At 65.1% G+C, this 26,839-nt stretch carries 23 protein-coding genes and 2 tRNA genes; 5 read left to right on the forward strand and 20 right to left on the reverse strand.

Going from position 1 to position 26,839, the window contains the following annotated elements; all coding sequences use genetic code 11:
- The first annotated feature begins 129 nt into the window (after window positions 1–129).
- Both CLM73_RS00710 and CLM73_RS00715 read left to right on the forward strand, forming a co-directional pair.
- The gene (locus tag CLM73_RS00710) at window positions 130–1,602 is read left to right on the forward strand and encodes a YdgA family protein (RefSeq protein ID WP_105236899.1); all 1,473 of its coding nucleotides are present in this window, start codon (window positions 130–132) and stop codon (window positions 1,600–1,602) included.
- A 133-nt stretch (window positions 1,603–1,735) separates the two neighbouring features.
- Entirely contained in the window at window positions 1,736–3,187 is a 1,452-nt protein-coding gene (locus CLM73_RS00715) for a YdgA family protein (protein WP_105236900.1), read from the forward strand.
- Between the two features lie 3 nt (window positions 3,188–3,190).
- Here the strand turns inward: CLM73_RS00715 and CLM73_RS00720 are convergent, their stop codons facing one another.
- From CLM73_RS00720 to CLM73_RS00755, 8 genes are all read right to left on the reverse strand, one after another.
- Entirely contained in the window at window positions 3,191–4,399 is a 1,209-nt protein-coding gene (locus CLM73_RS00720) for a metal-dependent hydrolase family protein (RefSeq protein ID WP_105236901.1), read from the reverse strand.
- Window positions 4,400–4,426: 27 nt separating this feature from the next.
- Entirely contained in the window at window positions 4,427–6,154 is a 1,728-nt protein-coding gene (locus tag CLM73_RS00725; protein WP_105236902.1) for a dipeptide ABC transporter ATP-binding protein, read from the reverse strand.
- Between the two features lie 7 nt (window positions 6,155–6,161).
- Window positions 6,162–7,088, reverse strand: coding sequence for an ABC transporter permease (locus tag CLM73_RS00730; protein WP_105236903.1), 927 nt, complete (start codon window positions 7,086–7,088; stop codon window positions 6,162–6,164).
- Between the two features lie 12 nt (window positions 7,089–7,100).
- Window positions 7,101–8,072 (reverse strand): ABC transporter permease, encoded by a 972-nt coding sequence (locus tag CLM73_RS00735; protein WP_056565682.1) that lies wholly within the window; start codon window positions 8,070–8,072, stop codon window positions 7,101–7,103.
- A gap of 119 nt (window positions 8,073–8,191) precedes the next feature.
- Entirely contained in the window at window positions 8,192–9,799 is a 1,608-nt protein-coding gene (locus tag CLM73_RS00740; RefSeq protein ID WP_105236904.1) for an ABC transporter substrate-binding protein, read from the reverse strand.
- Between the two features lie 355 nt (window positions 9,800–10,154).
- The gene (locus CLM73_RS00745; RefSeq protein WP_105236905.1) at window positions 10,155–11,543 is read right to left on the reverse strand and encodes a GTPase/DUF3482 domain-containing protein; all 1,389 of its coding nucleotides are present in this window, start codon (window positions 11,541–11,543) and stop codon (window positions 10,155–10,157) included.
- A complete protein-coding gene (locus CLM73_RS00750; RefSeq protein ID WP_105236906.1) occupies window positions 11,536–12,981 on the reverse strand; it encodes a DUF2868 domain-containing protein in 1,446 nt (481 codons plus the stop codon). Before CLM73_RS00750 ends, CLM73_RS00745 begins: the two co-directional genes overlap by 8 nt.
- A 107-nt stretch (window positions 12,982–13,088) precedes the next feature.
- On the reverse strand, window positions 13,089–13,979 hold the full coding sequence (locus tag CLM73_RS00755) for a helix-turn-helix domain-containing protein (RefSeq protein ID WP_105236907.1): 891 nt from the start codon (window positions 13,977–13,979) through the stop codon (window positions 13,089–13,091).
- 171 nt (window positions 13,980–14,150) lie between these two features.
- Here CLM73_RS00755 and CLM73_RS00760 point away from each other — a divergent pair, with 171 nt between their 5' ends.
- On the forward strand, window positions 14,151–15,059 hold the full coding sequence (locus CLM73_RS00760; RefSeq protein WP_105236908.1) for a DMT family transporter: 909 nt from the start codon (window positions 14,151–14,153) through the stop codon (window positions 15,057–15,059).
- A 59-nt stretch (window positions 15,060–15,118) separates the two neighbouring features.
- Here CLM73_RS00760 and CLM73_RS00765 read toward each other — a convergent pair whose 3' ends face one another.
- The 4 genes from CLM73_RS00765 to CLM73_RS00780 form a co-directional block, all read right to left on the reverse strand.
- Entirely contained in the window at window positions 15,119–16,315 is a 1,197-nt protein-coding gene (locus CLM73_RS00765) for an aminotransferase class V-fold PLP-dependent enzyme (RefSeq protein ID WP_105236909.1), read from the reverse strand.
- Between the two features lie 34 nt (window positions 16,316–16,349).
- Window positions 16,350–16,823, reverse strand: a complete 474-nt coding sequence (locus CLM73_RS00770) for a RidA family protein (protein WP_105236910.1) — start codon at window positions 16,821–16,823, stop codon at window positions 16,350–16,352.
- Window positions 16,824–17,034: 211 nt separating this feature from the next.
- Window positions 17,035–17,982, reverse strand: a complete 948-nt coding sequence (gene gcvA / locus CLM73_RS00775; RefSeq protein ID WP_105236911.1) for a transcriptional regulator GcvA — start codon at window positions 17,980–17,982, stop codon at window positions 17,035–17,037.
- 137 nt (window positions 17,983–18,119) lie between these two features.
- Window positions 18,120–18,195 (reverse strand) — tRNA-Asn (locus CLM73_RS00780).
- Window positions 18,196–18,366: 171 nt separating this feature from the next.
- On the opposite strand from CLM73_RS00780, the gene CLM73_RS00785 reads away from it, so the two are divergent.
- Entirely contained in the window at window positions 18,367–19,755 is a 1,389-nt protein-coding gene (locus CLM73_RS00785; protein ID WP_105236912.1) for a GntP family permease, read from the forward strand.
- A 330-nt stretch (window positions 19,756–20,085) separates the two neighbouring features.
- Here the strand turns inward: CLM73_RS00785 and CLM73_RS00795 are convergent, their stop codons facing one another.
- From CLM73_RS00795 to petA, 7 genes are all read right to left on the reverse strand, one after another.
- Entirely contained in the window at window positions 20,086–20,844 is a 759-nt protein-coding gene (locus CLM73_RS00795) for a GAF domain-containing protein (RefSeq protein ID WP_234015774.1), read from the reverse strand.
- Between the two features lie 200 nt (window positions 20,845–21,044).
- A tRNA-Thr gene (locus CLM73_RS00800) sits at window positions 21,045–21,120 on the reverse strand.
- A gap of 68 nt (window positions 21,121–21,188) precedes the next feature.
- On the reverse strand, window positions 21,189–21,641 hold the full coding sequence (locus CLM73_RS00805) for a ClpXP protease specificity-enhancing factor (RefSeq protein WP_056565659.1): 453 nt from the start codon (window positions 21,639–21,641) through the stop codon (window positions 21,189–21,191).
- A 13-nt stretch (window positions 21,642–21,654) separates the two neighbouring features.
- The gene (locus CLM73_RS00810; RefSeq protein WP_006388039.1) at window positions 21,655–22,266 is read right to left on the reverse strand and encodes a glutathione S-transferase N-terminal domain-containing protein; all 612 of its coding nucleotides are present in this window, start codon (window positions 22,264–22,266) and stop codon (window positions 21,655–21,657) included.
- 150 nt (window positions 22,267–22,416) lie between these two features.
- Window positions 22,417–23,268, reverse strand: coding sequence for a cytochrome c1 (locus CLM73_RS00815; RefSeq protein ID WP_105236914.1), 852 nt, complete (start codon window positions 23,266–23,268; stop codon window positions 22,417–22,419).
- A 24-nt stretch (window positions 23,269–23,292) separates the two neighbouring features.
- A complete protein-coding gene (locus CLM73_RS00820; protein WP_105236915.1) occupies window positions 23,293–24,681 on the reverse strand; it encodes a cytochrome b in 1,389 nt (462 codons plus the stop codon).
- A gap of 70 nt (window positions 24,682–24,751) precedes the next feature.
- On the reverse strand, window positions 24,752–25,393 hold the full coding sequence (gene petA / locus CLM73_RS00825) for a ubiquinol-cytochrome c reductase iron-sulfur subunit (RefSeq protein ID WP_105236916.1): 642 nt from the start codon (window positions 25,391–25,393) through the stop codon (window positions 24,752–24,754).
- Between the two features lie 138 nt (window positions 25,394–25,531).
- Here petA and mscL point away from each other — a divergent pair, with 138 nt between their 5' ends.
- Entirely contained in the window at window positions 25,532–25,978 is a 447-nt protein-coding gene (gene mscL / locus CLM73_RS00830) for a large conductance mechanosensitive channel protein MscL (protein ID WP_105236917.1), read from the forward strand.
- A gap of 79 nt (window positions 25,979–26,057) precedes the next feature.
- On the opposite strand, the gene CLM73_RS00835 is transcribed toward mscL, so the two are convergent.
- Complete coding sequence (locus tag CLM73_RS00835) at window positions 26,058–26,834, reverse strand: Nif3-like dinuclear metal center hexameric protein (RefSeq protein WP_105236918.1); 777 nt, start codon at window positions 26,832–26,834, stop codon at window positions 26,058–26,060.
- Between the last annotated feature and the right edge of the window lie 5 nt (window positions 26,835–26,839).

Raw genomic sequence — 26,839 nt, forward strand, 5'->3', positions numbered from 1 at the left:
GCGCCCCAAACGTCTCTATAGAATCATTCAGCAATATTTTGTATTAATTTCGAACAAAATAAGTGTTTTCCCTAGTCGGCCCTCCCTATAATCCGTCGGCTTTCATCTATTCAAAATAAAAGGGATGCAATGAAGAAATCGGCAATAGTTGGCATCGTCGTCGCGCTGGGCGCGGTCTGGACCGGCACGGCCTGGTACACGGGCCAAAAGGCCGAAGCATTCGTCAAGCAGGCCATCGAGGACTCGAACGTCGAGCTCAAGAAGGCCTCCGACAAGTGGGGCATCAACGCCGTCGCCGAGCTGGTCTCGTTTGACCGCGGCGTCTTCACCTCGACATCCCGCTACCGCATCAAGTTCACCACGCCCGCCGCCGAAGGCAAGCCCGCGCAAGCACGCGACGTGGTCTTCATCGAACACCTGAGCCACGGCCCCCTGCCGTTCTCCAACCTGAAGGTGGGCAAGTTCATGCCGGCCATGGTGGCCAGCGACTTCGCGCTTGAAGAGACGCCCACCGTCAACGAGTGGTTCGCCGCCGCCAATGGCGCCGTGCCGCTGTCGGGCCACTACAGCGTCAGCTACGGCAAGGACATCAGCGGCAAGTTCAACCTGGCCCCGGTCGAAGTCGCCAAGGAAACCACCAAGTTCGTGTTCTCGGGCATGAAGGGCGACTTTGATTACGCCACTTCCACCAAGCGCGGCATCTTCGATGTGGCCGTCGACAGCCTGGAAATGTCGGGTCCGTCCGACAACAGCGACATCACCGCCATGGCGGTCAAGGGCATCACCCTGGTCAGCGACCTGAAGCCGGCTGCCAACGACATGTACGTGGGCAGCCAGAAGGTGACGTTCAAGGATTGGACGATCACGTCCCGCGAAAAGCCGCCCGTCCAGCTCAAGGACACGTCGATCGCCGTGGACATGACCGAGAACGGTCCCGCCATGGGCGCCAAAATGGCCGTGGACTTCGGCATGATCAACGTGCAGGCCAAGGACATGGCCGGCATGAAGCTGGTCATCGACGCGCAGAACCTGGACTCCAAGGCGCTGAAGTCGCTGAACGACGTCTATGAGGCCGGCTCGCGCCGCATGCTGCAAAGCAAGGGCGAAGAGCAGACGCCGCAATTCACGGACGAAGAAAAGGCCTTGCTCAAGGCCAACTTCGAGCAACTGCTGGCTGGCAACCCGACGCTGGCCGTGTCCCCGCTGGAAGTGCGCACCGCCAACGGCACGTCGACGTTCAACCTGAACATGGCGCTGGTCAAACCGGCCGCACTGGAAGGCGATGCCTCCGACATGGCGTTGCAGGCCCTGAAGAAGCTGGATGCCAAGCTCGTGCTGTCCAAGGGCAACCTGACGGACCTGATGGCCATCGAACCGCAAATGCGCGGTGTAGCGGCCGAACAGGCTGTGCAGACCGCCAAGGGTCAGGTTGAAATGGTCGGCACCATGGCCTCGGCAATGGGCCTGGGCAAGATCGAAAACAACAACATCGTCTCCTACCTGAACTACGCCGACGGCCAGGTCGACTTCAACGGCAAGAAGATGCCGCTGCAGCAGTTCCTGATGATGGCGATGGGCGGCGTGTTGGGCGGCATGCGCTAAGCTGCCGCAACACGATTGGCACGCCGCGATCTTCTCGGCGTCGCCTGCGACGGGCTGTCCATGTGACAGCCCGTTTTTCTTTATCATCGCCGGGCGCGGCAATCACGGCGTATCTCAAACGGACATAGGCATCATGAACAAGTGGATCGTGGCGGGTGGCGTGTTGGTGGCGGTGGTGGCTGCGGCGTGGGTCGGCACGGCGTGGTACACCGGCAAGCAGATCGAAGCCCGGCTGGCGCAGGACGTGCAGACGTTGAACGCAGAGGCGCAGCGCCTGAGTGCGAAGCTTGGCGTGCCCGTGACGCTCGAACTGCAATCGTTCGAACGCGGCGTGTTTTCGTCCGATGCGCGGTTTGGTGTGAAGGTCACGGTGCAGTCTGGCCGCAAGCCGGCCGAGAAGGCATTCGCGTTCACGAGCAAGATTGAACACGGTCCGTTCCCCGCCACTCGGCTTGCGTCTGGCGCTTTTGCGCCCGTGATGGCGGCGGGCCGGTTGCACATGACGGAGACCCCCGACGCAGCCGCCTGGTTTGCGGCCGCGGGCGGGTCGGCGCCGCTGACGGCGAACTTCCTGATCGCGTATGACCGCGACTTCTCGGGCGATCTGGCGCTGGCGCCGGTGAAGTATGCCGGCGCTCCGATCACGTTCGACTTCTCGGGCTTGCAGATGCAGGTCAAACATGCCGGCGACGGCACGCACGACATGGTGTCACTCGCCGTCAACAAGGCCTCGCTGACCGAAGTGATCAGGGGCAATCCCAACACGCTGACACTCGACGATCTGGCGGTGTCGCATGAATTGTCCGGTACCGCGGAATCCTCCACGAGCAGCTCAACGCTGACGGTCAAGCAATGGGCGTCCAATATGGACAAGCTGCCGCTGGGCCTGAAGGACATTGCGCTGACGCTGGGTTCGGAAGGCACCCCCGAGCGCATGACCGGCAAAATGGCGCTCGATGTCGGCAGCATCAGCGTGCGCGCCCTGCACGTGGCCAAGCTGCGGATGGTGGCGAGCGGCAAGGATATGGATGTGGCGTCGCTCAAGGCATTTCAGGACGCCACCACAAGCGCGCCGTCACGCCTGAAAAAAGGCGAGCTTCCTCCCGGCGAGGAGATGCTTGCCGCGTCTCACCTGTTGAAATTCCTCCTGGCCCGTCCCAGCTTCACGCTGTCGACGCTGCAGGTCGATACGGCTCGTGGCACGTCGTCGCTCAGCCTGGACATCGGCCTGGATTCACCGTCATTCTGGAAATACGACCCCATCGCCATCGCCAAGGAGGTCGTGCGCAACCTGAGCGTGCGGCTGAAGCTGTCGCCGGAGAACCTGGCCGATGTGATCGCGGCGCGGGCGGAACTGAAGGGCGCCACGCGTGAAGCAGCCCGGTCTGCGGCCGAGCGGGAAGCCGCGGGGGTGCGGGGGCTGGTCGCCGCATCGAGCTGGGCCCGTATCGAGGACGGCGTGATCCAGTTCGAGGCGGATTACCAGGAGGGCCAAGTCGGCATCAACGGCAAGCGCATCCCCGTCGAGATCTTCCTGAGCCAGATGTTCATGCGCAATTCGCCGGGCGCCGCGCCGGTGCCCTGACATTCAGAACGGCAAGGCCCCCGCCGCAAGTTCGCCGTTGCGCAGCACGGCGACGTGAAAGCGTTTATCGGCGGCCTTCATGATGTCTTCAGCCGGGTCGCCCTGCACCAGCAGCAGGTCGGCCACCTTGCCCTCTGCAATCACGCCGTGGTCGGTCATGCCCATCAGGTCATGGCCGCGTGACGTGCCGGCGATCAGCGCGTCGACCGGCGTCATGCCGAACTCCACCATGTACGCCAGTTCCATGGCGTTCTCGCCGTGCAGGTTGAACGGCGTGCCTGCGTCGGTGCCCAGCGCGATCCGGCCGCCGGCCTTGTAGTACATCTGGAACGACTCGCGATGGCGCTGTTCCACCGCGCGGGCCTTCTCTACCGCGTAGGCGGGTATGCCGTTGTCGGCGTTGGCGATGATGTTGCGCACGGCGGCGATGGTCGGCACCAGATAGGTCTCGGCTTCCAGCATTTCGCGCAGGCAGTCGTCGTCCATGAAGATGCCGTGCTCGATCGAATCGATGCCGGCGCGCACCGCGTTCAGGATGCCTTGCGTGCCTTGCGCGTGGCTGGCGGTGCTTTTGCGAAAGCGCTTGGCCTCGTGCACGCCCGCCTTCATTTCGTCAAAGCTGTAGTGCGCATCCATGGGGCTGACGCCCGGCGTCATGACGCCGCCCGTGGCCATGATCTTGACCAGGTCGCAGCCGGCGTGAACCTGTTCGCGCACGGCCTTGACCACTTCCTCGCAACCGTCGGCCACGCGGCCGATGCGGTTGCCGTGGCCGCCCGTCATGCAGATGATGCGGCCTGAGGCCTTGATGGTGGGGCCGGGAAACACGCCGCGCGCGATGGCGTCGCGCACGCCGAATTCCAGATAGTCCTTGCCGCCGCAGTCGCGCAGCGCCGTGACGCCGCCACGCAGGCTGGCCTGTGCGTTCTCCAGCGCGGTCAGCGTGATCTGCGCCGGGCCCTGCTTGCTCAATTGCGCATTGGGGTCCGCGCCGCCCGTGTAGACCAGATGGACGTGGCAATCGGCCAGGCTGGGCATGAGCGTCATGCCGGTGGTGTCGACCCTTGCACCCGCGTAGCCCGAAAATTCGCCTGCAGGCGCCACGCGGGCCACGCGCGCGCCCTCGACCAGCACGCCGTGGTTGGGCAAGGTTCGTCCCTCGCCGTCGAATACCTTGCCGCCGATGAAGAGGGTTTGCCGTGACTCGCTCATGTGAGTGGACTCCGTTGGCGCGCGGTCTCAGCCCACCACGTCCAGCCCTTCGCGGGACATGGATTGCAGGCGAGGCATCAGGCCGAGCAGATGTTGGCTGTAGGGATGCTGCGGGTGTTCGAACAGGGTTTCGGTGTCGGCCACTTCCAGCAGTTCGCCGTGGCGCATCACGCCGACGCGGTCACACATCTGGCGGATCACCGGCAGGTCGTGGCTGATGAAGAGCATGGTCAGGCCAAGCTCTTCCTGCAGGTCCTTGAGCAGGTTCAGGATCTGCGCCTGGATGGATACGTCCAGCGCCGAGGTGGGCTCGTCGCAGATCAGGAAGCGCGGTCGCGTGGCCAGTGCCCGCGCGATGCAGATGCGCTGCCGTTGGCCGCCCGAGAACTCGTGCGGGAAGCGTTCGGCGGCACGGTCGGCAAGGCCCACCACGTCGAGCAGGTCGGCCACGATGCGGCGCGTCTCCGCCTCGCTCGCGGCCAGCTTGTGGAAGCGGATCGGCTCGGCCACGATGTCCAGCACCCGCATGCGCGGGTTCAGCGACGAGAACGGATCCTGGAAGATCATCTGGATCTGACGGCGGAACGGGTTGAGTTCCTTCTCGCCCTTGAGCGCCGTGAGGTCCGTGCCGCCAAAGGTGACGGAGCCTTCGCTTGGCGTGTAAAGCCCAGATATCAGCCGCGCCACGGTCGATTTGCCCGAACCCGATTCGCCGACCAGGCCAAAGACCTCGCCTTCGCCGATGGACAGGTTCACGCGCTTGACCGCGTCCAGCGTGCGCTGGTTGCGCTTGAAGAACGCGCTCTTGAGCACGAATCGCATGGACAGATCGCGCGCCTGCACCAGTGGGCCTTCGGTGCGCTTGCCGAAGTCGCGGCGCTGCCCCAGCCAGTGCGTGGCCAGGTCCAGCGGCTGCGCGGGCGTGCGCACGGATTCGATGTAAGTCACCAGCGGAAAGCGCTTGAGCTTGATGTCCGGACGCGGCACGGCCGAGATCAGGCTGCGTGTGTAGGCGTGGTCGGGGTCGCCCAGGATCTTGGCGGTGGGGCCTTGCTCGACCAGCTTGCCGCGATACAGCACCGCCACGCGGTCGGTCACATCCGCAATCACGCCCATGTCGTGCGTGATGATGATCATGCCCACCTGCTCTTCGCGGCACAGCTTTCTAAGCAGGTCCAGGATCTGCGCCTGGATCGACACGTCGAGCGCGGTGGTGGGCTCGTCGGCGATGATGACTTCAGGTTCGCAGCACAGCGCCAGCGCGATCACCACGCGCTGCCGCATGCCGCCGGAGAACTGGTGAGGGTATTGCTGGACGCGCAGTTCGGGCTGGTCGATGCCGACCTGCGCCAGCAGCTGCACGGCGCGTTTCTTGGCCGCGTCATGCGTCAGGTCCAGATGCACCAGCATCGTTTCGACAAGCTGGCTTTCGACGGTCTGCAGCGGGTCGAGCGACGTCAGCGGATCCTGGAAGATCATGCCGATGCGCCGGCCGCGCACTTTGCGCTTTTGCGCGGGCGTAAGTGTGTCGATGCGTTCGCCGTTGAGCAGCACCGATCCGCCGGCCAGGCGCCCGGGTGCTTCCAAGAGGCCGATGACGGCGTTGCCGATGGTGGACTTTCCCGCGCCGGATTCGCCCACCACGCCCAGGATCTCGCCTTTTTCCAGCGACAGGGTTACGCCGTCCACCGCCACCAGCGTGCCGCGGCGGCTAGGAAATTCAATGCGGATGTCTTCAATGTTCAGCAGGGCCATGACGTCCTCAGCGCAGCTTGGGGTTGAGCGCGTCGCGCAGCCAGTCGCCCAGCAGGTTGACCGACAGCACCAACGCCACCAGCGCGATGCCGGGGAAGATCGAGATCCACCACATGCCTGAAAACAGATAGCTGTTGCCGATGCGGATCAACGTGCCGAGCGACGGCGCGGTGGGCGGCACGCCCACGCCCAGAAACGACAGCGTGGCCTCGGTGATGATGGCGATCGCCAGGTGGATGGTGGCGATGACCAGCACCGGCCCCATGACGTTGGGCAGGATGTGGCGGCGCAGGATGGTGATCGGGCCGATGCCGATCAGCTTGGCCGCCTGCACGTATTCCTTGTTGCGTTCGACCAGCGTCGAGCCGCGCACCGTGCGCGCGTACTGCACCCAGCCGGAAATGCCGATGGCGAAGATCAGCACGTAGAGCGCGAGCTGATCGTGCATGTCGCGCGGCAACAAACCGCGCGCGACGCCGTCGATCAGCAGCGCGACCAGGATCGCCGGAAACGAGAGCTGCACGTCGGCGATACGCATGATGAAGCTGTCGACGCGCCCGCCCGCATAGCCGCTGATGAGCCCGAGCGTCACGCCCAGCACCATCGAGAACAGCACCGAGGCAAAGCCGACCAGCAGCGACACGCGCGAGCCGTACATGACGGCCGACAGGATGTCGCGGCCCTGGTCGTCCGTGCCGAGCAGGAAATCCGGGCTGCCGCCCTCTTCCCAGGCCGGCGGCGTGTTGGCGTCCATGATGCTCAAGGACGCGAGATCGAACGGATTGTGCGGCGCGACGACCGGCGCGAACAGCGCGCCGAGCACGATGACCAGCGTGACGATCGCGGCGATGATCGCGCCGGGCGAGCGTTTGAAGCTGTGCCACAGGTCGCTGTCGGCGGCGCGTGTGAAGAAGGGAGCGATGCGAGCAATCATGCGATGAATCCTTTATTTGCTCTGCACGCGTAGACGCGGGTCCACGGCGAAGTACAGCAGGTCGACGACCAGGTTGATCACCACGAACATGAAGGCGATCAGAACGAGATACGCGGCCATGACCGGGATGTCCACCATGCTGATGGCCTGGATGAACAGCAGACCCATGCCGGGCCACTGGAACACCGTCTCGGTGATGATGGCGAACGCGATGATGGAGCCCAGCTGCAGCCCCGTGATGGTGATGACGGGCACCATCGTGTTCTTGAGCGCATGGCGGAAATTGATCAGCCGTTCAGGCAGGCCGCGTGCGCGCGCGAATTTGATGAAGTCGGCGCGCAGCACTTCCAGCATCTCGGCACGCACCAGGCGCATGATGAGAGTCATCTGAAAGAGCGCCAGCGTGATGGCGGGCATGATGAGCGCCAGCCAACCTGACTTGGTGAGAAAGCCCGTGGTCCACCATCCCAGGCTAACCACGTCGCCGCGCCCGAAGCTGGGCAGCCATCGCAGCTGAACGCCGAAGAACAGGATGAGCAGGATGCCGATGAGGAACGTGGGCAGCGAGATGCCTGCCAGCGAGATCGCCATGAAGGCCTTGGACAGCACGCCGTGGCGCTTGAGCGCGGTGTAGATGCCCATGGGGATGCCGAGCGCCAGCGCCATGACGGCGGACACGAACGACAGTTCCAGCGTGGCGGGCATGCGCTCTTCGAGCAGGTCGCTGACCGGGCGGCGGTGCCGGTACGACATGCCGAAGTCGCCCTGCACTGCATTGATGACGAAATGCGCGTACTGCACGACGAAGGGATCATCCAGGCCGAGCTGTTCGCGCAACTGGGCGCGCTGTTCGGGCGTCGTGTCCTGGCCGACCATGCTGGCGACCGGGTCGCCCACGTAGCGGAACATCGAGAACGCAATCAGCGCCACCGTCAACATCACGAGCACCGACTGAAACAGCCGCTGCGCAATAAAGGAAAGCATGTCAGGAAGCCCTCTGGTTCGGACGGCGCCGGGCCGCGTTCCGCGCGCCGCGCAGAAATGGGGGCTGGGCCGGGCGCGTCCGGGCGGCGTGTGCCGCCCGGGGTTGCATCACGCGCCGCTTACGGCAGCACGACGTCGCGCAGGTCCAGCACGTCGTCGGCGCGCTGGGTGACGGTGACGTTTTCCTTCACGCCCCAAGACATGGGCTGTTGGTGCAGCGGCAGGTAGCCGAAGTCGCTGCGCACGATGCCGAAGGCTTCCTTGATCATCGCGTTGCGCTTGGCCTGATCGGTTTCGACGCCGATCTTGTTGGTCAGCTCGTCCACCTTCTTGTTGCAGTAGCCGCCCAGGTTGAACTGGCCCGCGGCCGTCTTGGCGTCGCGGCACGAGGTCAGGTTCAGCAGCGTGTTGTGCGCGTCGGTGGAGCTGGGCGTCCAACCCAGCATGTACATGCTGGTCTGGTTGCCGGCCTGCAGCAGGATCTTGCCGAAGTACTTGGACTTGGTCTGCGCCAGCAGGTTGATCTTGATGCCCACGCGCGCCAGCATGCCGGCCACGGCCTGGCAGACCTTTTCGTCGTTGACGTAGCGGTCGTTCGGGCAGTCCATCGTCACGGTGAAGCCCTTGGGGTAGCCGGCTTCGGCCAACAGCTTCTTGGCGCGCTCCGGATCAGGCTTGTACGGCGCGCCGAACGATTCGTCGTAGCCGTTGATCGACGTGGCGATCAGCGAGCCCAGCGGCTTGGCCGCGCCGCGCATGATCTTCTCGTTGATGGCCTTGGTGTCCACGGCCAGCACGACCGCCTCGCGCACGCGCACGTCCTTGAACGGGTTCTTGCCCTTCACGTCGGAGAACAGCAGCTCGTCGCGGTCCTGGTCCATGCCGATGAAGATGGCGCGGGCTTCGGGCGCGGTCAGCGGCTTGACGCCCTTGGCGTCTTCCAGGCGCTTCCAGTCCTGCACCGGGACGGGCTGCACGACGTCCATCTCGCCCGAGATCAGTGCGGCCACGCGCGTGGCTTCCTGCGTGATCGGCTGGAAGATGACCTCGTCGATGTTGGTCTTGATGTTCTTGTTCCAGTAGCCGCCGTAGCGCTTGAGCACCGTCTTCACGTCGGGCTGGCGTTCGGTCAGCATGAACGGGCCGGTGCCGTTGGCGTGCAGGTTGGCGTAGTTGCCCTGGTTGTCGCCCTTGACGTTGGTGGCCTCGGTGGTCTTGTTCTTTTCCGCCCAGTTCTTGCTCATGATGTACAGGAACACCCATTCGCGCGGCAGGATGGGGTTGGGCGTGGGCGTGATGACTTCGATGGTGTAGTCGTCCACCTTCTTGATGTCGCTGGCCTTGGCGCCGTAGCCCTTCATGTCCGAGCCGGGCGTCAGGCTGCGCTTCCACGAGAAGATCACGTCGTCGGCGGTGAACGGCGAGCCGTCGTGGAACTTCACATCCTTGCGCAGCTTGAAGACCCATTTGGTGGGCTCGGGGTTCTCCCAGCTTTCGGCGAGCAGCGGCGTGAGTTTCAGGTTGCCGTCATAGCCGGCCAGCGTTTCGTAGATGTTGCCCTGGAAACCCAGCGTGAAGGTCTCGTTCAGGGCCATCGGATCCATCGACGTGGCGTCGCCCTGATACGACCAGTGCAGCGTTTTGGCGGCTGCGCCGGCGCTGAAGGCCAGCGAGGCGGCCACGGCAGCGGCCAGCGCCGCCTGCTTGAAGTGGGGAAAAGTACGCATAGCCCTCATGCTCCGTGTGGTGCGCGGATCGCGCGACAGAAGTGACAGGGCCCCGGCCCCAAGGGGTTCCGGGGCATGGCGTTGCTGCTTACGACGATGGAAGGATGGGGGCCGGGCGGCGCGCGGCGCGAACTGCGCACGGGCCGTGGTTGGCGATGCCGGTAATCACTGCGCAGGACTTCGACTTCACGATAGACCGACCCCTTGTGATTGGCATGACGGGGACGGACCCGCGCCGATGCAGATCGAATCTTATCGACGCATTCGTTTAAGCGTCAATTGCTTTGGGTTGGGGTTATCACGCGCTTGCCGGATGCCGTGAATGGTGCGTTCTGCGGGGCACGCGGGCCGCCGGTCATTCGGCCGGGAGCGGCGCGGATGCTAGGGTTTTCGCCAATTCGTGCAGCATGCGCTTGCGGCGGTCGCTGTCTTCATAGTGTTTACCCAGGGCCGACCATTCCGGCCGGCTGCGCGCTTCCTTCAACGCGTCGGGCAAGGGGCCCTTGCGCCAGGCATCATCGGCCGGCAGGTCCAGGCGCAACGGTTCGCGGGCGGCGTGGCCACGGCGCTCCAGCGCCTCGATCAGTTGCCGCTGGCGCAATGCGAGCAGGCGCAGCACCGCATCGTCCACGCTGATCTCGCGATAGCCGCGCAGCTTGCCTGCGACGCGCTTGCCCAGCTTTTCGACGCCTTGCCACAAGCCGCCCGCGGCCGCGCCGATCAGCATGCCGGTGCCCAGGCTGAGGCCCGCGCTCATCAGGTCGACGGCGGCGCCGGCCATGGCGCCCGCGGCTGCGCCCATGCCGACCTGCACGCCCATGTCCTTGAGCGCCTGCGGATGAAAGAGATCCATGCCCCAGCGTTCGCCCTGCAGCGGCAACGCGTCATCGGTGTAATCGGTGGCGCGGAAGTTGTAGAGCGCCAGCAGCGCGTTGACGCAGGTCTGTTCGCGCTGGCGCACCTGATCGCGCAGCTGGCCGGACGCGGCGGCCAGCGCGGCTTCGTCGCTTGCGCTGGACACGTGCAGCGCGGCCACGTCGATGAGCAGGTCGGCGACCAGTTCGTAGGCGGCGGCATGGCGCTCGCGGCGTTGCGCGGCCAGGCTGTCGGACAAGCGCGCCAGCGCCCCGGCATGACGGTCCAGCAGCACGCCAAGCTTGGCATACAGTTGCTGCTCGCCATCGAGCGGCGGCGCGATGGAGTCGAACTCCACCACGGCGTGCAGACCCAGCCGCGCCATGGCGTCGCGCCAGGCGTCGGCGCGGTGCGCGGGTGCGTTGACGAAGTTGAGCACCGGCAGCAGCGGCCGGCCGCAAGCGGCCAGGATGGCAAGTTCATCGCGATGCTTGCCCAGCACCGGATCGCGCGCGTCGATGACGTAAAGCGCGGCATCGCAGTCGAGCATCTTGGTCAGGACGCGCGCCTCCTGTTCGTAGCGGCCATGCGCTTCGGGCGTGTCCAGAAAACGTCGGATGCGCGCGGGGCCGTCGAGCCGTTCGCCCGGCCGATCCAGACGTTCCAGATATTCCAGCAAGGCGATGCTGTCTTCCATGCCGGGCGTGTCGAACCATTCCAGCACCGGCCGCCCGTCCAGGCGCAAACGCGCGCCTTCGACGTGGCGCGTGGTGCCGGGGCGGTCGGCGACTTCGCCAAACGTGGTGTCGCGGGTCAGCGTGCGCAACAGCGAGGTCTTGCCGGTGTTGGTGTGGCCGACCAGCGCGATCTTGATGAGCGGATCAGCCATGACCGGACTCCAGCCAGGTGAGCGGCGCGACGGGCGCCTGCAGGATGGCGTCGGCGGGCAGGCCCAGCGCCAGCAGGCGATCGCGCCAGAGGTCGGCGCGGGTTTCGCTGCGAGCTTCTGCACCGCCTTGCGGCAGGATCAGCCAGACCCGCGTCTGTCCGGCGTGGGCCGACAGATCCGCCACCAGCGACAGCGTGCCGCGGTCGGGCGTCTGGCGCGCGTCGCAGGCGATCAACAGGCGCGAGGCCGCCGACTGGGCCAGCGCATCGAGCACGCGGTTGCGTTCTTCGCGCGTATCCAGGTTGCCGGCCTGACGGATGGTGCCGGGCAGATCCGCGGGCGGCCATGTCAGATCGGCCGGCAGCTCAAGCGCCAGCAGCACGGGCTGCCCGCCCAGGCCGTCCAGCGCCGGGGCACGCACGCGCGGTTCGTGCAGGGGATCGACGGGCCGGTCGATGCCGGTGGACAGCGCGGGCGGTTCGAGCCGGTCGCGCAGGGGCGAGAAGCCCGCCAGGGCGGGATCGATGCGCACGCGCCGCAGCGCGCGCAGCGTGGCGGCGACGCACAGCGCGCCCGCGATCAGGCGCGGCACGATGCCGTATACCACCAGCACGCCGATCAACCAGAGCGACCATTGCGCCTGCGCGCTGGCCGGCAGGACCTGCGTGCCGTCGCTGGCGCGGATCGTCGCGGCGTCGGGCATGGGAAAGCCCAGATGCGCGGGCAGCCAGCCGATGGCCTGCGTCAGCCACACGAAGGTGTCGGGCGCGAGCAGCGTGGTGGCCCAGATGAAGCGGTAGCTGGCGGTGGACAGCACCGCCAGCAGCGTTGCGAGTGCGGCGCACAGCGCGGTCAGCCACAGCAGATGGCTGATGCTGCCGAACAGGCCGCGCAAGGCGCCGACGCGCGACAGCAGATTCAGGAAGGCCTGCGGCACCAGCGCGCCATCGGGCCCGCGCGCCAGCTTGCGCGTGGCCCAAAGCCATAGGCGCCCAAAGCCGGTCACGGCCGCGGGCCGCAGCAGAAAACTTGCCAGCCACAACAGGAAGGTCAGCGCATGCAGCCCCAGCAGGGCGCCCACCGCCCACAGCACGTTGACGGGCCGCGTGCCGTCGCCCAGCGCGCCCGCGGCGGCGGCTGCGCCGGAAACCAGCGCCAGCACGAACAGCACGGCCAGCATGGCCGTGGCGCTGCGGCGCCAGGCGTCGACGAGGGGATCGAGGTTTTCGCGTTGTGCCAGCAGCGCGGCGCGGGCAAGGATGCGAGACGGCAGGTCGGCATCGAGCTGGCGTACCTGGCGCACCGCTTGCGCGTCTTCAAGCGGCCCCCAGTGCGTTTCGCGCAGCCGGATCAGCTCGGCCAGCCAGTGCGCGCGCAAGGGGCGCTGGACGGCGCTGTCGATGAGGGGGGGAGTATCGCGAGAGGTCGGAAGCGGCATCGCGTCGGGGCAGGCGGGAGGTGGCCGGGTGAGGCCGAGTGAGCCGCTAGGGCGATGCGCCATTGTAGACCGCGCGCCGCGGCCGGCACGATGCCGGATCGGCGGTGTCAGTGCCTGGCGTGTGCGCTGCGGTACTGGCCCGGCGTGACGCCGATGGCGTCGCGAAAGACGCGGGCAAGGTGACTGGCGCTGCCAAAGCCGCAGGCCTGCGCAATGCTGGCGAGGTCGCCCTTGCCGGCCGCCAGCAGGCGTTGGGCGCGGGCGACACGCCGGCCTCGCACCCAGCCGTGCGGCGGTTCGCCAAACGAGGCGTGGAACATGCGGGCGAAGTGATACGTGGACAACGCGGCAACGCCAGCCAGTTCGTCGAGCGTCAGCGGATCGGCCAGATGCGCGTCCACGTAATCCATCAAGCGCCGGCGCACGCCGGGCGCGAGGCCCCCGCGCGCCGGTTGCGGGGTCTTGCGCGCGACGCCCTGCATCAGCAGGTGATGCAGCACGGTCTCGGCGGCGCTGCTGGCGGCCAGGCGGTCGGCGGGTTCGTTCCAGTCGGCGCCCAGCAGCCGGCGGCAGACGTCGATCAGCGAGTCGTCCTGGATGTAGGTGCGGTCGCGCAGCTCGAGCGTGCGCGGTTCGCAGTCCAGCCGCATGACGGCTTCGCGCGCCAGCCGCTGCGGGGCGATGTACAGGTGCAGAAACCGCACGTTGTCGTTCATGCTCCAGCGGGAATGGTGCTCGGCGGGCAGCACGCAGAATTTTCCCGCGCCGCCATGCAGCGAGTCCTGGCCCACGCGAAACGACCGGTCGCCGCCGTGCAGGTACAGCGACAGCGTGTGGTGGCCGGGCGTTTCGTAGCCCAGGGTTTCGCGGGCGGTGCGCGACCATTGCGAGATCGCCATGCCCTCGCCCAGCGACGCGGCACGCTGCAACGTCGCAGTCGAGCGCGACAGCGTGCGGAAGACGGAGAAATCGGCCGGGGCCGTAGCGGTGTTGCCCATGGGAGGCAATGCTACTGCGTTCGCACGCGCGTGACGCGCCCGATCCGGACAAAAGCGCAAGAACCGGCAATTGCGGCGCGGTGCCGGGGCGCACACTGGATGCCCGGCGCGCCAGGTGGCCGCCGGTGTCCGAATCGGCTCTCGGGGCTGCTTTCCCGCGCCCCTCGCATCATGAATCTTTCCCTGTACCTGCTCACTGTCCTGATCTGGGGCACCACCTGGATCGCCATCAAGCTGCAGCTTGGCGTGGTGGCCATTCCCGTGTCGATCTTCTACCGCTTCGCGCTGGCGGGGCTGCTGCTGTTTGTGGCGCTGCTGGCCACGCGCAAACTGCAGAAGCTGGACCGGCGCGGCCATTGGCTGTGCGTCGGTCAGGGCCTGTGCCTGTTCTGCCTGAACTTCCTGTGCTTCTATTCGGCCACGCAATGGATTCCGAGCGGCCTGGTGTCGGTCGTGTTTTCGGCCGCCACGCTGTGGAACGCGCTCAACGCGCGGATCTGGTTCGGCACCCGCATCTCGCCGCGCATCATGGCGGCGGGCGCGCTGGGATTCTGCGGCCTGGTGCTGCTGTTCTGGCCCGAACTGGCGGGCCAGGAGGCCAGCCACGAGACGCTGTTGGGACTGGGCTTTGCGCTGCTTGGCACGCTCTGCTTTTCCACGGGCAACATGCTGTCGTCCCTGCAGCAGCGCGCCGGCATCCGGCCGCTGACGGGCAATGCGTACAGCATGCTTTATGGCGCGGGGATCCTGCTGGCGGGCTGCGTGGCGGCGGGTCTGCCGTTCGGCTTCGATTCCTCGCCGGTCTATGTGGGCGCGTTGCTCTATCTGGCCGTACTGGGATCGGTCGTGGGCTTTACCGCCTACCTGACGCTGGTCGGCCGCATGGGGCCGGCGCGGGCCGCTTACTGCACGGTGCTGTTTCCGGTCGTGGCGTTGAGCATATCGACTGTCGTCGAAGGCTACCGCTGGACGCCCTACGCGTCCACCGGCTTGGCGCTGGTGATGCTGGGCAACCTGCTCGTGTTCACGAAATGGTCGCCGTTTACAAAGCATGCGGGCGTGGCGGGCAAGACTGCGTAGTTCGGGTCCTGTCCGCCGCCTCGCGACGGTCCCGCATGGACGCTGCGGTTGCGCACGCGTTATGCGGCCAGCTTGCGCAAGGCGCCAAGCAACCGATCGATCTCGTCGCCGCTCGTCAGATAGCTCACCGACGCGCGCGCGACCCGGTCCAGTCCGCGTGCCTGCATGTCCAGCGGCGTATAGGGCACGCCGTTGCTGCCGATGGTGATGCCCTGCGCGGCCAGCGCGCGCTGCACGTCGGCCGCGTCGTGTCCGGCGAGGTTGAAGGCGACCAGCCCGGATTTGTCGCGGCCCTGGTCCAGCACCGACACGCCGGGAATGGCCGCCAGTTCGGCGCGCAGCGCCTGGGCGTTGGCGTCGATGGTGGCGCGGATGGTGTCCAGGCCCACATCCAGTGCTTCGCGCAGGGCATTGGCAAGGCCGCAGCGCAGCGCCAGCGAGTTCTCTGCGGATTCCAGGCGCGCGGCGTCGGCGCGCAGCATGGGTTCGCCGTCCGCGCCCAGCGGCGCGGAATGCGTGTCCACGAAGGCGGGCGTGAGCCGATCCAGGAAGTCGCGCCGCACGTACAGCAGCCCCGTGCCGCGCGGCCCGCGCAAGGCCTTGCGGCCAGCGCCGCTCAGCACGTCGCAGCCGATTTCGCGCGCGTCGATCGGGAATTGCCCCACGGCCTGCGCGCCGTCCACGAAATACGGAATGCCGTGCTTGCGTGCCACGCGTCCGATGGCGGCGGCCGGGTTGATGAGACCGCCGTTGGCGGGCAGCCAGGTCAGCGCGATCAGCCGCACCCTGTCGTCCAGCATGGCTTCCAGCGCGGTGGCGTCGACGCAGCCGCTGTCATCCGACGGGATGGTCTCCAGCGTCGCGCCCGCGCGCTGCGCAATCAGGCGCATGGCGGCCAGATTGCCGCCCCATTCGTGACGGCCGACCAGAATGCGGTCGCCGGGCCGCCACGCCGGCAGCGCCGCAAACGCGGCGCCCCAGCCCGGCGAGTTGCCGCCGGTCAACGCGATTTCGTCCACGTGCGCGTTCAGCAGCTGCGCCGCCAGCGAACGGGCCGCTTCGGTCAGGTCGCGCGCCGCCACCCCCGCCTCCATCGGACCCTGCGCCGCTTCACGCTTCAGATGCGCATGAATGGCCTGCAGCGTGGCTTCTGAAGGCAGCGACGCGCCGGCGTGATTGAAGTGCACGGTGCTTTGCGCGCCGGGCGCGAGGGCGCGCAGCGCCTGGACGGCGCTCGGGGTCAGGGGGGCGGTCATGGCGGTTCCTGTTGTTGCGATCAGGCGGCAGTCATCAGGCCGGGGTCAGCGCGATCACGGCCTCGACTTCCACCGACACGCCTTGCGGCAACGCGGCGACGCCGACGGCGCTGCGGGCATGGCGTCCCGCGTCGCCGAACACCTCGACCATCAGGTCCGAAGCGCCGTTGGCAATGGCGCTCTGGCGATTGAAGTCCGGCGCGCTGGCAATGAACACGCCCAGCTTGACGACGCGCGCCACGCGGTCCAGACGGTCGCCCGTGGCGGCGGCGATCTGCGACAGGATGCCCAGCGCGCTGGCGCGTGCAGCCTGGACGCCATCGGCGTCCGACACCTGATGGCCCAATTGGCCCAGGTAGGCCGCCTTGCCGTCCTTGCGGGAGATCTGGCCGGAGATGTAGAGCAGATTGCCTTCCTGGACGAAAGGCACGTAGTTCGCGGCCGGCGCGGCAGCCGCTTCCAGGACCAGGCCAAGCTCGGCAACGCGGGCGGAAATGCTTTGGGTCATATCGAATCACCTATGAAAAAAGGGGAAAGCGCGTCTTGACGCTTCCCCGATGCTATCGGCCGCGGCGTGACATGACCAATCAATTCTTGCTTGGTACGTATGAGTAAAACTAATGCGTTTTTGTTGGGCGGGGCATATGCGGTGTCTGCAAACGCCGGTGTCTGACACCCTAAGCGATAGCCTTTCGTAATCCAGTGCGGCTACTTGGGTGTCAGACACCCGTGTATTGGGCTGTCTGCGTCAGCCAGTCGTGTAAGGCCTGAACGGGTTCGCTCAATGCGCCCCGCGGCGTGACGAACCACCAGCCGATCCGTGGATCCTCCAGCACCGCACCGGGCAGCGCCTCGACCAGCGCCCCGCTCGCCAGGTGCGCGGCGATCAGCCGTTCGCGGCCCATCGCCAGGCCCTGCCCCGCAAGCGCGGCCTCGACGACGATGTTGTAGTCGTGCAGTCGCACGGTCCGGGCGGCGCCCAGATCCAGCCCGTACCGGTGCGCCCAGGCGTCCCATTCAAACTGCTGCCGCGCGTGCGAGACCAGCAGCGGGTGGCGCAGCAGGTCTGCGGGCGTCTTTGGCCGTTTCCGGCCCGCCACCAGCGCGGGCGCGCACACGACCGACAGGCGTTCCGTCATCAGCAACCTGCTGCGCACGCCGGGCCAGCCGCCGCGGCCATAGCGGATCGCGGCGTCGACCTCGCCGCCCGCGACATCCGCCAGCGCGATGTCGGGCTGCAATTGCAGATCGATATGGGGATGCGCGGCGGCAAAGGCGGGCAGGCGCGTCGCCAGCCAGCGCGTGGCAAACGAGGCCAGCAATCCGATCCGCAGCGTGTGGCGCGCGGGTTCGGGCGCGCGCAGTTCGTCGGTGCCCTGACGCAGCAGCTCGAACGCCGCGTGCACGCGGGCGTAGTAGGCCTGACCCGCGTCAGTCAGCGCAACGGCGCGCGTGCGCCGTTCAAAAAGCGCCACGCCCAGTTCCTTTTCCAGCCGCTGGATGTGATGGCTGATCGCGCTCTGCGTGACGAACAGCTCTTCTCCGGCCTGCGAAAAGCTCAACCGCCGCGCGGCGGCCTCGAAGGCGCGCAGGGATACCAGGGGCGGCAGGGATCGCGAGGAACGCATCGGTGTGCAGGGACGCAAGGTGCGGAAGATGCGGGCCATGCTACGCGATGCGCGGGGCTTGGCAACCCGGGCGCCATCCCGGATTTCAAACCCGGCCCCAATACCCGCGCCCCAATGCAAAAAGCCCGCAAACAAGTTGCGGGCTTTTTTAGGGGTACTGCGGTACTGCAAATTCTTGGCTCCCCGAGCTGGGCTCGAACCAGCGACCTGCGGATTAACAGTCCGTCGCTCTACCGACTGAGCTATCGGGGAACAGGTAGAGGGGGCGAATTATGCACAAAAAATCGGAAGAATGCAAAGCGGCCCGAAAAAGCGCGTTTCCGCAGCTGAAACCGGCCCTTTTTTTCAAGCTTGCCGTCAACCCGATCCCGTATCATGGCGCACAGAGGGCTCGCGACCTCTCTCGATTTTTTGGGTTCTCATATGTCTTCGTTCGACATTCAATTGCTGCTCACCGCTCTGGTGAGCGTTCTGGTCCTGGTCGCACTGATCGTCTCGCGGATACGCATGCATCCGCTGCTGGCGCTCTTGATCGTGTCGATCGGCGTCGGCTTTGCAACGGGCATGGCCCCGGGCGCCATCGTCAAAAGCCTGACCGACGGCGCCGGCAAGACGCTGGGCGCCGTGGGCGTGGTGATCGCACTGGGCGCGATGCTGGGCAAGATCCTCGCGGACTCCGGCACCACCGAGCGCCTGGCCAATGCCATCCTGCGTCACACCTCCCCGCGCCTGATCCCCTGGGCCATGACGCTGGTGGCCTTCGTCATCGGCATCCCCATGTTCTTTGAAGTGGGCCTGGTGGTGATGCTGCCGCTGATCTTCAGCGTGGCGCGCAAGCTGGAAAGCCAGGCGCGCTTCAAGGGCTCGGCCTATGTCTACGTGGGCGTGCCGGTGATTTCGGCGCTGGCCGCCATGCACGGCATGGTGCCGCCGCATCCCGGCCCGCTGACCGCCATCGCCACGATCAAGACCACGGTCGGTCCGACCATGATCTACGGCTTCATCGCGGCCCTGCCAGCCATGATCTTCGGCGGCCCGCTGTATGGCGCATTCATCGCCCCGCGCATGACGACGCGCCCGGACGAGGCGCTGCTTGAACAGTTCACCGCCTCCACCGACAGCCCCGCGGGCCAGAATGCGCCCAGCGTCGGGCTCGGGGTGCTGGCGGCGCTGCTGCCCGCCCTGCTGATGCTGGTCCATGCCGTGGCCGAAATGCTGCTGCCCAAGGACTCCAGCGTGACGCACGTGGCCGCCTTTCTGGGCAACCCGGTCGTCGCCATGCTGCTGGGCGTGCTGTTCGCGGCCGTGTCGCTGGTATTCCTGCGCGGCGGCGACGCCGAGAAGTTGCGCGGCGCGCTGGGCCAGAGCCTGAAGCCCATCGCCGGCATCATGCTCATCATCGCCGGCGGCGGCGCCTTCCAGCAGGTCCTGACGAACGCCAAGGTCGGCGACGCCATCGTGCACCTGACCCACCAGTTCGCCTTCCCGCCGCTTATCCTGGGCTGGCTGATCGCCATGCTGCTGTCGGTATCGACAGGCTCGGCCACGGTCGGCATCGTCGGCGCCGCGGGTCTGCTGGCGCCGCTTGCTGGCGCCGACCCCAACCTGAATTTGCCGCTGCTTGCGCTGTCCATCGGCTGCGGCTCGCTGTTCTTCAACTACGCGAACCACGCCGGATTCTGGATGGTGAAGGAATCGTTCGGCATGACGATGGGCGAAGCCACCAAGACGATTTCCGTCGTGCAGTCGATCGTGTCGGTGGTGGGGCTGGTGATGGTGCTGCTGTTTAATTTGTTGCCGGCGCTGGGGTGAGGAAGGCGGTTTGCCCACCCCCTCATACGCAGCCGGCGCTACCTCCCAATTCACGGTCACTTCTGACTTCAGAATGTCCCAGTAAAAATGGAAGTCCAAAGACTTCCATTTTTTTGGTGGGTTCAGGTCGGCGCCATCTTTTTCAGTGGGGCCGGGGGACCGGTATCCTCACATGCCCCCTGCCTGATGCCAGCGCTTCCGCTAGTGATTGCTCGCAAGCCAAAATCGGTAAGCGTGAGCTCACGCACCCGCATGACTGCGCCCGGCTTCGAAACGAGCTTGGATTCCTTGACGAACGTCGCGGCCGATTGTCTGGTTGCGGATTTCATATCAATACCTTTTCGTGACGAAGTCGCTAATGGCTTTGGTGCCCGCACCAACTATTTCCACAACATCGTCGCGCTCGAAGAGCGCGCGGTCACTTGAATCGAAGTAAATCACGCCGATCGGGTGCTGTCCAGAGCGGTCCAGGACGGGAATCGCCATGGCGGAGAAACGACCCGGTCCAAGTCTGCGCGCCTCCGCTTCCGTGTATCCCCATTCCTCCACCAATTCTCTGCGAAGCTGATCCTCTGATCCATTTTGGCTGGACATCACAAGAGGCTTTTTGTTGCGAATCGCCCGACCCGTTATGCCTGTGTGGATCGAGAACATCCGGCCGACACCCTCGCCGTTGGAGCCCGCGTAATTGATGATCTGCTCGATTTCACGAGGCTCCTGGACGGGAGGTACGACGCGATGAAATGTTGCGCGGATGTCCGAACCGCACTGTCGTTTCAAGCACCATTCGGAGAGCATGGTTTGTACCGTGGACACAGCGGCGTAAAGACCTTCGTGCAGGACGTCTGGGACGTCGTTCCGATCTTCGGCGCGGGCCGTGGCTACGCGAACGATGGTGGCGAGCATTAACCAGAGGCATGCCGCGGACGCGAGCCCAAAGATCCACGGATCGAAAAGTGGTTCACGCCAACTCTTCACGGCAGCTGTGCCCGCGACGATGATAGGGGGACCATTGAACAACACTTCTCGCGGCCACTTCTTCTGCCAGAAGCGCTTACGCTGTGCCCCAGGAAGATGATTTGAACTCATGCCGCCCGGTCTCCTTGGATGGGAGAGAATTTCTAGCTTGCGTCTGCCGCAAAGCGGCGGAGCAGCGCTGCGAAAGCGTGCAAATCAGACGAAGATCCATGCCGCTACTACTCTGGAATGCATCGACCGATGCGCAATTGCTGGCGATGCAAACAAAAAGGCCGATCCACAAGGAATCGGCCTTTTTTTGGGTATTTCTCTGGTGCCGGTGAAAGGAATCGAACCCTCGACCTTCTCATTACAAGTGAGCTGCTCTACCAACTGAGCTACACCGGCGAAGCGTGCCGGGGCACGCGCAGGGACTGCATTGTAATGAAAAAAATGCAGCCCCTCTCGTGGGGTCGTTATTTGACGATGGTCAGGCGCGGGCGCTTGGGTTCGTCGTCGTCGCCGTCGTCGCCGCCGGGGGCGGGATTGGCATCCGAGCCCTCGGGAGCGGCGGGGTTCGGCGTGGCGCTCTGGGCGCCTGCCTCGGGCGGCTCGTAGGGCTGTACCTCGAAGCCCATGCCGGCGCCGGTTTCGCGCGCATAGATGGCGCTGACGGCGCCCACGGGGACGTAGACGTTTTCGGTCACGCCGCTGAAGCGGGCCTGGAATTCGATGAATTCATTGCCCAGCACCAGACGGTTGGTGGCCAGCGTGCCCACGTTCAGCGTGATCTGGCCGTCGCGCACGTGGGCGACGGGCACCATGGTGTGCTCGTCGACCTGCACGGTGATGTACGGCGTGTAGCCGTTATCGGTGCACCATTCGTGCAGCGCGCGGATCAGATACGGTTTGGTCGAAGTTTCACCCATTACACAGCCAGCCTTAACGACGCATCACTTTTTCCGAAGGCGTCAGCGCTTCGATGTATGCCGGGCGCGAGAAGATGCGTTCGGCGTACTTTTGCAGCGGAGCCGCATTCTTGGGCAGTTCGATGCCGTAGTGGTCCAGGCGCCAGAGCAGCGGAGCGACGGCCACGTCGAGCATGGAGAATTCCTCGCCCAGCATGTACTTGTTCTTGAGCAGCATGGGCGCGAGCTGGGCCAGGCGGTCGCGGATGTTCTGGCGAGCGTTGGCGAGCTTCTTTTCGTCGGGCTTGGCGCTGCGGTCTTCCAGCGTCGAGACGTGAACGAACAGTTCCTTCTCGAAGTTGTAGAGGAACAGACGCGTGCGGGCGCGCATGACCGGGTCGGCGGGCATGAGCTGCGGGTGCGGGAAGCGCTCGTCGATGTACTCGTTGATGATGTTCGACTCGTACAGGACCAGGTCGCGTTCGACCAGAATGGGCACTTGACCGTACGGGTTCATCACCGAGATGTCTTCGGGCTTGTTGTACAGGTCGATGTCGCGGATCTCGAAATCCATACCCTTTTCGAACAACACGAAGCGGCAGCGTTGCGAAAACGGACACGTGGTTCCGGAATAGAGCACCATCATGGCGGTAAGTCCTTTATGAAAAACGAAAGGCCAGCGCCTAAATCTAGCAGGCGCTGGCCCCAATTGCCAGGCAGGATAGGCTTACAGCCCTATCCGCCTCTTCCGTCCCCGAAAGACGGGGTGGCTGGGGAACCTGGCGGGGCGTTACGGTTAGCGCACGTGTTTCCAGTACGAGGCATTCAGGCGCCACGTAACAAAGAAGAACAGGAGCAGGAACAACATGACGCCGACGCCGATGCGGACGCGCAGTGTCTGGACGGGCTCGGCCATCCAGGACATGAATGCGGTCAGATCAGCGACGTCGTTGTCGTATGTTGCGATTTGGGCCGGGTTGGCGGCCTTGAATTTGGCATCAAAGGTGGCATGGCCATGGTGATTGGCTAACGGCTCGGCCTTCACCGTGGCAAAACCCTGTGCATCGTACACCGTTGTGACGCGTTCCCAGGTTTTGGGCGCGCCTTCCTTGCCTTCGACCTCGTGAACGGCGACGGTGGTGAGCTCGCGCGGGCCCTGTTCCTGCCAGAGGGCATGCGGCATGCCGACCGACGGGAAAACCAGGTTGTTCCAGCCCGTGGCACGCGACGTGTCGCGGTAGAACGTGCGCAGGTAGGTGTACAGGTAGTCGGATCCCGAGGGGCCGGCGTTCACGGATTTGGCGCGGGCGATCACGGACAAGTCCGGGGGCGTCGTGCCAAACCAGGCCTTGGCGTCCTTCGGCGTCATGGCGACGTGCATCATGTCGCCAATTTTTTCGCCGGAAAACAGCAGGCTTTCCTTGATCTGTTCGTCGGTCAGGCCGATGTCCCGGAGCTTGTTGTAGCGCATCGAGGACGCGCTATGACAGTTCAGGCAGTAGTTGACGAACAGCTTGGCGCCGTTTTGCAGCGACGCCATGTCGTTGACGCGGTAAGGCGCCTTGTCCAGCGGGAATCCGCCTCCGGCGGCAAAGGTTGCGGTACACGTGAGCATCAAGGCCACGGCACCAATCAGCTTCTTGATCATGGTTAGTCCGTTATTCTCGTTGGCTCAGTGGGCGTGGAACGTGACGCGGTCGGGCACTTGCTTGAACGTGCCCAGGCGGCTCCATACCGGCATCAGGAAGAAGAAGGCCAGGTACAGCAGCGTGCCGATCTGCGACGTCAGGTTCAACGGCGGACTGGGCGGCTGCGTACCGATGTAGCCGAGCACCAGGAAGTTGACCATGAAGATGCCGTAGATCCACTTGTGCCACGTGGGGCGGTAGCGGATCGACTTGACCGGCGAATGATCGAGCCAGGGCAGGAAGAACAGGATGACGACCGTGCCGCCCATGGCCACCACGCCCCAGAACTTGGCGTCGATGACGCGCAGCAGCACGGCGACGACGATCAGGATGCCGGGGACGGCGATGCGCATGAAGCCCTTCAGGTTGCTCTTGGCGAACAGCACGATGGCGCCCAGCACCGACGCGCCCGCCAGCACCCACGTGAATTCATCCGTGGTGGCGCGCAGCATCGAGTAGAACGGCGTGAAGTACCAGACCGGGGCGATGTGCGGAGGCGTCTTCAGCGAGTCAGCAGGAATGAAGTTGTTGAACTCGAGGAAGTACCCGCCCATTTCCGGGGCGAAGAACACGATGGCCGCGAACACCAGCAGGAAGCCCGCCACGCCCACCAGGTCATGCACCGAGTAGAACGGATGGAACGGGATGCCGTCTTTCGGGCGGCCGTACTTGTCTTTCGGGCCCTGCTTGATTTCGATGCCGTCCGGGTTGTTCGAGCCGACTTCGTGCAGCGCCACCAGGTGAGCCGCGACCAGACCGATCAGCACCAGCGGAATGGCGATGACGTGGAAGGCGAAGAAGCGATTCAGCGTGGCATCGGACACGACGTAGTCGCCGCGGATCCAGATGGACAGTTCAGGACCGATGAACGGAATGGCTGCGAACAGGTTCACGATCACCTGGGCGCCCCAGTACGACATCTGGCCCCAGGGCAGCAGGTAGCCGAAGAAGGCTTCGGCCATCAGACAGAGGAAGATAGCGACGCCGAAGATCCACACGAGTTCGCGGGGCTTGCGGTAGGAACCGTAAAGCAGGCCGCGCAGCATGTGCAGGTAGACGACGACGAAGAACATCGACGCGCCGGTCGAGTGCATGTAGCGCACCAGCCAGCCCCACGGGACCTCGCGCATGATGTATTCGACGGATTGGAACGCGCGCTCGGCGTCCGGCTTGTAATGCATGACCAGGAAGATGCCGGTCACGATCTGCAGCACCAGCACCAGTAGCGCCAGCGAGCCAAAGAAATACCAGAAGTTGAAATTCTTGGGTGCGTAGTACTCGGACAGATGGGCTTTCCAGGTGGAGGTCACCGGAAAGCGCCGGTCCAGCCAGCCCAACAGGCCTGTCGTCTCGACGGTTTTCTCGCCAGCCATGTAACGGCTCCTTCTATACGTGGCGTATTGTTCTTACTTACGTAGATCGGGAAAAAGCGCGACGCGAGCGTCAGGCCTTGTTGTCTTCATCGACGCCCACGATGATGCGGGTGTCGGTGAGGTACTGGTACGGCGGAACTTCGAGATTATCGGGAGCAGGCTTGTTCTTGAAGACCCGGCCAGCCAGGTCGAACGTGGAGCCATGGCAGGGACAGAGGAATCCGCCTTGCCAATCCGCGCCCAGACCGCCGCCGCCACCCGTTTCGAAGTGCGCGGTGGGCGAGCAGCCCAGGTGGGTGCAGATGCCGACGCAGACGAAGATCTCGGGCTTGCGCGAGCGAGCTTCGTTTTCTGCATAGGGAGGCGTGAAGCCGGGCCGCTTGGATTGCGGATCGGCGAGCTGGGGATCCAGCCCCTTCAGTCCGGCCAGCTGCTCAGGCGAGCGATGCATGATCCAGACCGGTTTGCCGCGCCATTCGACCGTTTTCATGGAACCGACGGGAATGTCGCCGATATCCACTTCAACGGGGGCCCCAGCCGCGCGGGCTTTTTCGGAGGGGGAAAACGTGCTCACAAGCGGCACTGCCGTTGCGACACCTGCTACGCCGCCCACAGCACAGGCGGTGGTAACCCAGAAACGTCGCGAAGGATCAGGTGGCAGGTTGGGATCAACCGCACCGTCATCGTCATGCACCAGCGTATCCTGACTCATCTTCCTATCCTTGTTGATGCGCCCGCTCAACGAGTAGCATCACTTCTGCGGCATCGGGTTCGCGGGAATATGTAACAACATAGCAACCGCGTATTATAGGCCAGCCTACCCCAGGCGTATCACGAATGGAGCGGATTTATGAGCAAATCGACTGGTTTCGTCAAAGAGTTTCGAGATTTCGCGGTCAAGGGCAACGCGGTCGACTTGGCCGTTGGTGTGATCATCGGTGCGGCGTTTGGCAGGATTGTCGACTCGCTGGTCCGGGACATCATCATGCCGCTCGTCAATTTCATCCTTGGCGGATCGGTCGATTTTTCGAACAAGTTCCTGGTCTTGTCGATGCCTGAAGGCTATGCCGGGCCGATGACCTACGCGGATCTGACCAAGGCCGGCGCCAACGTGTTCGCGTGGGGCAACTTCGTCACCATCATCATCAACTTCGTCCTGCTGGCGTTTGTGATCTTCTGGATGGTCAAGGCCATCTACAAGGCCCGCAACAAGCAGGAGGAAGCGCCGGCGCCCGCCAAGACGCCGGAAGACGTGGCCCTGCTGCGCGAGATTCGCGACCTGCTGAAGCGGCCGTAAACAGCAAAGCGCCCCATTGGGGCGCTTTTGCTTTCAACCGGGTCGACGGGCAGTGGTCCGGCGCTCCTGCGTCAAGTGTTCAGGCCGGGTTGTCGATGTCGACGAATTCGACCTTGATGCCGAAGCGCTCGGCCACGGCCTGCCCCAGCGCCTGGACGCCATAGCGTTCGGTGGCATGGTGCCCGGCGGCGATGAAGCCCACGCCGGTTTCGCGCGCCAGATGCACCGTGGATTCGGAGACCTCGCCAGTGATGTAGACGCTGGCGCCCGCGTCGACGGCGTCGCCCATCATGCCTTGGGCGCCGCCGGTGCACCACGCGACTGTCCCCAACGGCTGGTCCGGGTCGCCCACGACGAGCGGCTGGCGGCCAAGGCGTTGGGCCACCTGGTCGCCCAGTTGGCCCAGCGTCTGCAGGCCGCTGGCCTCGCCCAGCCAGATCAGCCCGTCCTGCCCGCAGGTCCGCGGGGCGCCGTCGTCGCGTAGCGCCGGCGTCAGACCCAGCACGCGCGCCAGCTGCGCGTTGTTGCCCAGCGTGGGATGCGCATCCAGCGGCAGATGGTAGGCAAACAGGTTCAAGTCGTTCTTGAGGGTCAACGCCATGCGCGTGCGGCGGGTGCCGATGACGCGGCGGTCTTCGTTGCGCCACATCCAGCCGTGGTGCACCAGCACCGCATCGGCGCCGCGGTCGACCGCCTCGCGCAGCAATGCTTCGCTGGCCGTCACACCGGTGATAATGTGTCCGACCTCGGATCGGCCTTCCACCTGCATCCCGTTGGGACAGTAGTCCTTGAAACGGGCCGCCTGCAGGGTGTCGTCCAGCCAGTTGGCCAGGACGCGGGAGTCCACTTTATTCATTGCTA

Origin of the sequence: Achromobacter spanius, assembly GCF_002966795.1 — a bacterium.
GTDB lineage: Bacteria > Pseudomonadota > Gammaproteobacteria > Burkholderiales > Burkholderiaceae_B > Achromobacter > Achromobacter spanius_D.